Annotated in this window: 2 protein-coding genes; one reads left to right on the plus strand and one right to left on the minus strand. The window is 60.0% G+C overall.

Annotated elements, in window-relative coordinates:
- Positions 1 to 106 precede the first annotated feature (106 nt).
- Positions 107 to 622, minus strand: coding sequence for a hypothetical protein (locus ACIREA_RS30365; RefSeq protein ID WP_397386058.1), 516 nt, complete (start codon positions 620 to 622; stop codon positions 107 to 109).
- A 130-nt stretch (positions 623 to 752) separates the two neighbouring features.
- Between ACIREA_RS30365 and ACIREA_RS30370 the strand changes: the two genes are divergently transcribed.
- Positions 753 to 2,579, plus strand: a 1,827-nt coding sequence (locus ACIREA_RS30370; RefSeq protein ID WP_397386059.1) for a PVC-type heme-binding CxxCH protein, incomplete at its 3' end; no start/stop codon positions are given.

The following is a 2,579-nucleotide window of genomic DNA, read 5'->3' on the forward strand; positions in this document are numbered from 1 at the left end:
CCTCGTCATGATCGAACGCTGCGACGACATGAAGATCAATCCCCCCCCTGCAAATTGGGACGGCGTCTATGTCATGAAGTCGAAATGATAGAGAAGCTTCTTCAACTCAGAAGCTTCTGCCACCAAACCCCGTCCCGTACCCGGTATACCCTGACTGTGGCGTCGCCTGCATGAGCGCCGAATTCTGCCGATACGACGAGCTCTGGCTGTTGATCATCGCCGATTCATTGAGATCGTCCGCAGCAGCCTGCTGCTCGGCTAGTTTGGCTTCAGCCAGCCGTTCCTCCTGCCCGCGCAGCACATTCACCAGAATCACCCGCTCCTTCTCACTGATCTTCCCCGTGGTGGCCGCCTTGTTGATCTCCATCAGCCGCGGATGTTCCGCCGCATACTGATTCAGAAAGCTGTCGATCTTTTGCGGACTCCATTTGCCTTCGATCGGCCTGCCGACGGACTTCTCCGCGACCAGCGCCGCCTCTCCTCCCGAGTGAATGTAGCCCACCTCCACCGCTCTCCTCGCAAACGCTTTCGCCTCGGCCACGCTGCCTACGTGGTATTCCTCGGTGGAGGTCTGGCAGGATGAAAGCAGCGCAACAGTCAGAAAAAGCAGGAAGGACTTCATGCGTCGAATGTGGAGAAAGTTTTCCGGCCCACAAGCCAAAGTAGTTGAGAGCTAAGACTCTCTCTGGAAAGATCGTATCCCTCCCAGACTCCGAGCTAAAGCTCTCGATTACTTTCCAGTCCTTCCATCCATGACGTCTCGCCATCTGACTCTCCTCGCGCTGCTCGCCTCCGCCTCCTGCGCCATCGCGGCCAATCCAGTCTTCGAAAGCCCGAAGCTCACCACCGCAAGCACATCCCGTCTGGTCAAAGTGGATGCCTCCCTGAAAGGCGCGAAGGAACTCTACCTCGTCGTCTCGGATGAAGACGGCATCAGTTGTGACTGGGCGGACTGGCTGGAGCCCAAGCTCGTCATGGCCGACGGCTCCACCAAAGACCTCACCAAGCTGCCATGGAAAGTCGCCAGTCAGGGCTCCGGCGGTACACGCGTCGGCAAATCCGCCATGGGCGATGCTCTGCTCGTGAAAGGCCAGAAGTTTGAAAACGGCATCGGCACGCATGCACGCTCGGTGATCGTCTATGATCTGCCTCAGGGCGTGGTTGGCTTCACCGCACAGGCGGCCATCGATGACGGCGGCATGGAGCGCGGTGGCAAGGCCAGCACTGCCTCGGTCAAATTCCAAGTCTATACTGAAACACCGCCAAATGCTCCCAAACCCGCGCCGCCCATCGTGGACGACGGCAAGACCACTGTGCCTTCGGACATGTTCACCGTGCCCGAAGGCCTTGAAGTCACCGTGTGGGCCACCTCACCCGCCTTGTTCAATCCCACCAACATCGACTTCGATGCCCAGGGTCGCCTCTGGGTGGCTGAAGGCGTGAACTACCGCAGCAAAGGCAGTCGCAGGCCGGAGGGCGACCGCGTCGTCGTGCTCGAAGACACTACCGGCTCTGGTCGTGCGGACAAAAGCACCGTGTTCGTGCAGGAATCCGCGCTCGCAGCTCCGCTCGGCGTTGCAGTGCTTGGTAATAAGATCGTCGTCTCTCAGCCACCTGAGCTGCTCGTTTACACCGACGTCAATGGCGACGGCAAATTTGATCCCACCGTGGACAAGCGCGACGTGCTGCTAACCGGCTTTGGTGGTCGTCAGCATGACCACAGCCTGCACAGCGTCACCGCCGGACCCGACGGCCAGTGGTACTGGAATCAGGGCAACACGGGCGCGAAGTTCACCGACCACTCCGGCAAGACCTTCCGCATGGGCAGCCCCTACATGATGCAGGACATCGCCGGTCAGAAGAGCGATGACGGCCATGTGTGGATCGGCGGATTCGCCGCACGCATGAATCCCGATGGCACAAACGTCACCATCATCGGCCACAACTACCGCAACAGCTACGAGCAGACCATCACCTCCTTTGGTGATGTCTTCCAAAGCGACAACGATGACCCGCCTGCCTGCCGCGTGTCCCCCGTGATGGAAGGCGGCAATGCTGGCTTTGCCTCCGCCGACGGCCTGCGCTCTTGGGGGGCGGACAAACGCCCCGGCCAGGACACACCCACCGCCGAGTGGCGCCAGGAAGATCCCGGCACGATGCCCGCAGGCGATGTCTACGGCGGCGGCTCTCCCACCGGCGTAGGTTTCTATGAAAATGGCGCGCTCGATAAGAAGTGGAACGGCCTGCTCCTTGCTTGTGAAGCCGGCAAGAACGTCGTCTTTGGCTATCTGCCAAAGCTCGATGGTGCTGGCTGGAAAATGGAGCGCTTTGATTTCCTGACCTCCAACAAGGAAAAGGAATTCGCCGGTTCCGACTTCCTCGGCGGCAAGCCTTCAGGCGAGCTCAAAACCCGCTTCCGTCCCAGCGATGTCACAGTCGGTCCAGATGGCGCAATCTACGTCGCCGACTGGTTCGACGCCCGCGTCGGTGGCCACGGTACACTCGATGAACGCTACACCGGCACCATCTATCGCATCGCTCCGAAGGGATTCGCCTCCAACGTGCCAGCACTCAATCTC

It is taken from the genome of Prosthecobacter sp. (assembly GCF_044373815.1).
Taxonomy (GTDB): Bacteria; Verrucomicrobiota; Verrucomicrobiia; order Verrucomicrobiales; family Verrucomicrobiaceae; genus Prosthecobacter.

Bases quoted from the DNA above. Each gene is read 5' to 3' on its own strand.
- ACIREA_RS30365 (WP_397386058.1), bottom strand. From the start codon at position 622: ATGAAGTCCTTCCTGCTTTTTCTGACTGTTGCGCTGCTTTCATCCTGC.